This window comes from Gemmobacter sp. (assembly GCF_016792925.1).
GTDB lineage: Bacteria > Pseudomonadota > Alphaproteobacteria > Rhodobacterales > Rhodobacteraceae > Gemmobacter.
In genome coordinates this window covers 1-5,364 of sequence record NZ_JAEULU010000105.1, presented here as the reverse complement: position 1 = coordinate 5,364, position 5,364 = coordinate 1, and the positions used below count along the sequence as shown (strand labels likewise).

The 5,364-nt window shown below is 66.2% G+C and carries 7 protein-coding genes; 2 read left to right on the top strand and 5 right to left on the bottom strand.

Annotated elements, in window-relative coordinates:
* On the bottom strand, positions 1-567 hold a 567-nt coding region (locus JNN06_RS05485; protein WP_291238589.1), incomplete at its 3' end, for a signal recognition particle receptor subunit alpha.
* 124 nt (positions 568-691) lie between these two features.
* On the opposite strand from JNN06_RS05485, the gene JNN06_RS05480 reads away from it, so the two are divergent.
* Both JNN06_RS05480 and JNN06_RS05475 read left to right on the top strand, forming a co-directional pair.
* Positions 692-2,167, top strand: coding sequence for a leucyl aminopeptidase (locus JNN06_RS05480; RefSeq protein ID WP_291238588.1), 1,476 nt, complete (start codon positions 692-694; stop codon positions 2,165-2,167).
* Positions 2,167-2,637 carry a DNA polymerase III subunit chi gene (locus JNN06_RS05475; protein ID WP_291238587.1) on the top strand — a complete coding sequence of 157 codons (471 nt, stop codon included), beginning with the start codon at positions 2,167-2,169 and terminating at the stop codon, positions 2,635-2,637. Before JNN06_RS05480 ends, JNN06_RS05475 begins: the two co-directional genes overlap by 1 nt.
* Here the strand turns inward: JNN06_RS05475 and JNN06_RS05470 are convergent.
* The 4 genes from JNN06_RS05470 to JNN06_RS05455 all read right to left on the bottom strand — a co-directional run.
* Positions 2,634-3,212 carry a TIGR02281 family clan AA aspartic protease gene (locus JNN06_RS05470; protein WP_291238586.1) on the bottom strand — a complete coding sequence of 193 codons (579 nt, stop codon included), beginning with the start codon at positions 3,210-3,212 and terminating at the stop codon, positions 2,634-2,636. The two genes, JNN06_RS05475 and JNN06_RS05470, sit on opposite strands and share 4 nt — an antisense overlap.
* Positions 3,212-3,829 carry a MarC family protein gene (locus JNN06_RS05465; protein WP_291238585.1) on the bottom strand — a complete coding sequence of 206 codons (618 nt, stop codon included), beginning with the start codon at positions 3,827-3,829 and terminating at the stop codon, positions 3,212-3,214. The genes JNN06_RS05470 and JNN06_RS05465 overlap by 1 nt, the downstream gene beginning before the upstream one ends.
* Before the next feature lie 75 nt (positions 3,830-3,904).
* Complete coding sequence (locus JNN06_RS05460; protein ID WP_291238584.1) at positions 3,905-4,504, bottom strand: nitroreductase family protein; 600 nt, start codon at positions 4,502-4,504, stop codon at positions 3,905-3,907.
* A gap of 102 nt (positions 4,505-4,606) precedes the next feature.
* A partial coding sequence (locus JNN06_RS05455; RefSeq protein WP_291238583.1) for an ATP-binding cassette domain-containing protein occupies positions 4,607-5,364 on the bottom strand: 758 nt, incomplete at its 5' end.

The following is a 5,364-nucleotide window of genomic DNA, read 5'->3' as shown; positions in this document are numbered from 1 at the left end:
CGGGTCGGAGCCTTCGGGCGCGGTCAGCACCGGCACACCGGCGCGCTGGCCCCAGACCTGCAATTGTTCAACGGCCGCCGCGCGGAATGTATCGCCCGCCGCGATCACCACCGATTTGCCCGCCGCCTTGAACTGCGAGGCCAGCTTGCCGATGGTCGTGGTCTTTCCCGAGCCATTGACCCCCACCACCAGCACCACTTGCGGGCGCTTGGGGTATAGCGGCATCGGGCGGGCGACCGGTTCCATGATGCGGGCCACTTCGGCGGCCAGTGCGGATTTCAGCTCGGTCGCGCCGACGCGGCGGCCCATCCGCCCCTCGGCCAGATTGGCGGCGACACGCATCGCGGTATCGACGCCCATATCGGCCTCGATCAGCGTTTCCTCCAGGCTTTCCAGCATGGCGTCATCCATGACGCGCTTTGGCTCGTCGCCGGCACCGAACAGCCGCCCCACCAGACCGGGCTTCTCGGTCGCCTCCGGCGCCTCATCCACCAGCGCCTCCAGAGAGCCCGCGATCTTGTCGGAGGACCGGAACATCCGGTCTTTCAGTTTTTTGAAGAACGACATAAGGCCCCCGGCGGAAATGCGTCCCATTCACCTAAGCCTTTCGGACGGCGGATGGAAGGCCTCTGGTCAAGTGCTGCGCGCGGCGCTAGCCTCCGGCGCAAACGCCAGAACCGAGGATTTTCCGATGTCGCATCCCGTGCCGATCCAGTTTCAACCCGTCGATGCCGAGGCGCTGGCCGCGGCTTCGGGGCGCCTTGCGCTGGTGGTGGATGAGGGCGGCAAGCTGGGCGCGGCGGGGCGCAAGCTGGACAAGCTGACGCGCGGGGCGCTGGCGCGCTATCTGGCCTCCGAGGCATTCGCCGGTCTGAAATCGGGCGAGAGCGCCGATCTGGCCTGGCCCTCGGGCCTTCAAGCCGAGGCCTTGCAGGTGGTGAAGCTGGATCGCACGGCCGAGGCCGAGGCCGGGGCCGCACGCAAGGCCGGGGGCGCCATCGGGCGCGCGCTGTCCAAGACGGGCACGCTGGTGCTGGCCGAGGGCGTCAAGCAGGCGGCAGAGCTGTCCTTTGGGCTGGCGCTGCGGGCCTATGGCTTCACCGCCCACAAAACGGGCGAGCATCCGCAGCCCGGCCCGGTGACCTTGATGGTGAGCGAGCCGGAAAAGGTGGCCGCCGAGGCCGCCCCCATGGCCGCGCTGGCCGAGGGCGTGTTCTTCACCCGCGATCTGGTGAACGAGCCCGCGAATATCCTGACCACCGATGATTTCGCCGCCCGTCTGGCCGCCATGCACGAGCTGGGGCTGGAGGTCGAGATTCTGGAGGAGGCCGAGCTGGCCCGCCTTGGCATGGGCGCGCTGCTGGGGGTGGGCCAAGGCTCTGAATCGCCCTCGAAAGTGGTGGTGATGCAGTGGAAGGGCGGCAAGGAGGGCGAAGCCCCGCTGGCGCTGATCGGCAAGGGCGTGGTGTTCGACACCGGCGGCATCTCGCTGAAACCGGCGGCGGGCATGGAAGATATGACCATGGATATGGGCGGCGCCGCCACCGTATCGGGCGTGATGCGGGCCTTGGCGCTGCGCAAGGCCAAGGCCAATGTGGTGGGCCTTGTGGGGCTGGTGGAGAACATGCCCGACGGGCGCGCGCAACGGCCCGGCGATGTGGTCCGCTCCATGAAGGGCGACACGATCGAGGTGATCAACACTGATGCCGAAGGGCGTTTGGTGCTGGCCGATGTGATGTGGTATGCGCAAGACCGCTTCAAGCCGGTGGGCATGATTGATCTGGCCACGCTGACCGGCGCCATCATCGTGGCGCTTGGCCATGAAAACGCAGGCGTTTTCTCCAATAATGATGCGCTTTGCGACCAGTTTCTGCGCGCCGCCAAGGCCGAAGGCGAAGGCGCCTGGCGCATGCCGATGGGCGAGGCCTATGACGCCAAGCTGAAATCGCGCATTGCCGATATGATGAATGTGGGCTCGCGCGATGGCGGGGCGATCACGGCGGCGCAATTCCTGCAACGCTTTGTGAAGCCGGAAACGCCGTGGATTCACCTCGATATTGCCGGCACCGCGCTGTTGAAGGCCGATAGCGCGCTGGCCCCCAAGGGCGCGACCGGCTGGGGCGTCATGGCGCTGAACCGGCTGATCCGCGACCGGTACGAGGGCTGATGCCGGTTCTGTTCTACCATATCACCCAAAGCTCGGTCGAGGTGACGGCCCGCACGCTTTTGGAAAAGGCGCTTGGGGCGGGCTGGCGGGTGATGCTGCGCGGGGGAGACCTCGCGCGGCTGGACTGGCTGGACCAATGGCTGTGGCTGAACCCGGAGGACGGGTTCTTGCCGCATGCCCTCGCGGGTGGTCCACAGGATGCTGACCAGCCGGTGCTGCTGGGCACCGGGCCGATTGTCAATGATGCCAAGGGCTTGATGCTGATTGACGGGGCCGAACCGCTGCCCGGCGAGGCGGCGGCGCTGGAGCGGGTCTGGGTACTGTTTGACGGGCAGAACGAGGCGGCGGTCAATGAGGCGCGGGGGTTGTGGAAGGCAGTGGTTGCCGAAAACCTGCCCGCGCAATATTGGTCCGAGGAAACCGGGCGTTGGGTGATGAAGACCGCTTCGGGTGGTGCGTCGGGCGCTTAATCGCGCCGGATCAGGCGCATCTGCGCGCCGTCGATCTCCAGCCGGTAGAGGTGGAGGTAATCCATTCCCAGCAGCGATCCCTCCATCTCGCCATCGGTGACATAGGCGGGGAGGCTGGCATCCTGCCAGTTCCCCAGCCGCACGTCCGACAGGCTGACGCGGGCGGTGCGCACCGTGCCATTGGCGGTCTGGGCCGAGCCGAGATAGGCGAGGCCCTCGGTCACAATGCCCAGCCGGGCGGCATCACGGCTGCCCAGCACGACATTGGATGCGCCAGTATCCACCATGAATTCAATGTCTTGTCCGGCGATGTTCAGAACCAGATAAAAGTGCCCATCGGGGGCGCGATGGGCAATCATCGCCGCGCCTTCGGTCTGTTGCGCCGGGGCGAAGCGCGGGCGGATGTCGTGCCACATGCCCCAGGCCGCCAGCCCGCCGACAAAGATTAGCAACCATGCGGAGGCCGCGCGCAGGGCAAACCCCATGCGCCCGCGATATTCCACCAGCGCCCAACCGCCCAGAACCACCAGCAGGATCGCCAGATAGACCCCGCGCGCGACGGTATCGCCCTCCATCACACCAGACCTGTGCCGCGAATGCCGTCGATCACGAATTGCACCGAAAGCGCCGCCAGCAACATGCCCAACAGGCGGGTAATGACGATGGTGCCGGTGCGGCCCAGCATCCGCTCCAGCGGCGGGGCGGCCAGCAGGAAGGCAAAGGTGCAAGCCATCACGGCCAGCATCACCCCCATGGCAGCGGTAATGCCCTGTACACCGCCGCCCGCCTGACTGACCAGCAGGATCATCGTCGCAATCGCCCCCGATCCGGCGATCAGCGGCGTGGCGAGGGGGAAGACCGAGGGGTCATGGTCCGGCTCGGCATGTTGGCCCTCGCGCCGTTGGGTGCGGCGTTCAAACAGCATGTCCAGCGCGGTGAGGAACAGCAGGATGCCCCCGGCGATGCGGAAGGCGGGCATGGTGATGCCGATGAAGCCCAACAGCGCCTCGCCCGCCATTGCGAAGGCGGCCAGGATGAGAATCGCGATGATGCAGGCGCGCGTTGCCAGCGAGCGGCGCCGCTCCACGCTCATGCCGCGCGTCAGCGCGATGAACAAGGGCACAAGGCCCGGCGGGTCGATTACCACGAACAGCGTGGCAAAGGCGGTGATGAGGAAAGCGCTGTCGATCATCGTGCCATGGTGGCGCGGATCGCGGGGCGGTGCAAGGGGCGGCAGGATAGGCCCGCCGCCCTCGCAGACCTTGACTTACGCGAAGGTCAGGAAGCGGCCTTCATCGGCGATGAAGGTCTTCTCGGCGAAACCTGCCTCATGCGAGCCAAAGGGCATCTGCGCCCGCAGTTTCCAGCTGGCCGGCACGTTGAAAGCCTTGGCGGCGGGCTCGTCCGCGATCGGGCTGTAATGCTGCAACGAGGCGCCCAGACCGGCATCGGCCAGCGCATTCCAGACGGCAATCTGTGCCATGCCCGCCGAATGTTCCGAGAAGGTCGGGAAGGCATCGGCATAGAGCGGGAAGTTCTCTTGCAGGCCCTTCACGGTCGCCTGATCCTCATAGAACAGCACGGTGCCCAGACCGGCGGCAAAGGCTTTCATCTTGGCTTCGGTCGGCGCGAAGGCCTCGGCGGGCACGATGGCGCGCAGGGCGTCTTCGGTCAGTTGCCAGAACTGCTCGGACGCGGCGCCGAACAGGATGACCGCGCGCGAGGATTGCGAGTTGAAGGAGGAGGGCGACAGCCGGATCGCCTCCTTGATCAGCGCCTCGATCTGGTCATTGGACAGCGCGGTATTGCGGCCCAAGGCATATTGGGTGCGGCGCTTTTGCAGGGTGGCGAGGGTGGCATTGGTCATGGCGGGAAGCCCTTCTGAATGGTTCCCCTCCGATATGCTGCCGCGCAGAAAATCCCGCAATCCCTTGAGAATGTGCATTTCCGCACGGCAGCTGTGCGAGACTTACCCCGCCGCCTCCAGCTTTTCCTGGGCATCGAGCCACATGGCCTCGGCCCGGTCCAGCGCCTCCATCACCTCGGCGTATTTCTTGTTCCAGACCGCAAGATCGCCCTTGCGGCTGTCCTCATACAGCTCCGGGTCGGCCAGCTTGGCGGCCAGTTTGTCGCGCATGTCATTGATCTTGCCCAATCGCTCCTCGCATTTGCGCACCTCGGCGCGCAGGGCCAGAACCTCGTCACGGCTGGCTTTCTTGGGCTTTTCCACCGGCTTGGCGGGTTTGGCAGGCTCGTCACCCGCCAAAAGCTCGGCCCGGTAGGTTTCCAGATCCTTCTCATAGGGCGTGACAGCGCCGCCCTTCACCAGCCACAGCCGATCCGCCACCAGCCCCAGCAGGTGCATGTCATGGCTGACCAGAATCACCGCGCCGGAATATTCGGTCAGCGCCTCGACCAGTGCCTCGCGGCTTTCGATGTCGAGGTGGTTGGTCGGTTCGTCCAGGATCAGCAGATGCGGCGCGTCGATGGTGGCAAGCAGCAGCGAAAGCCGCGCCTTCTGGCCGCCCGACAGCCGCCCGACCACGGTTTCGGCCTGATCGGCCATCAGGCCAAAGCCCGCCAGACGCGCCCGCAGTCGGGGCTGGCCTTCCTCGGGGCGCAGGCGCTGCACATGCTGCAAGGGCGTCTCGTCCAGATGCAGCTCCTCGACCTGATGCTGGGCGAAAAAGCCGATGCGCAGCTTGGAATGGCGGTGCAACTGCCCGC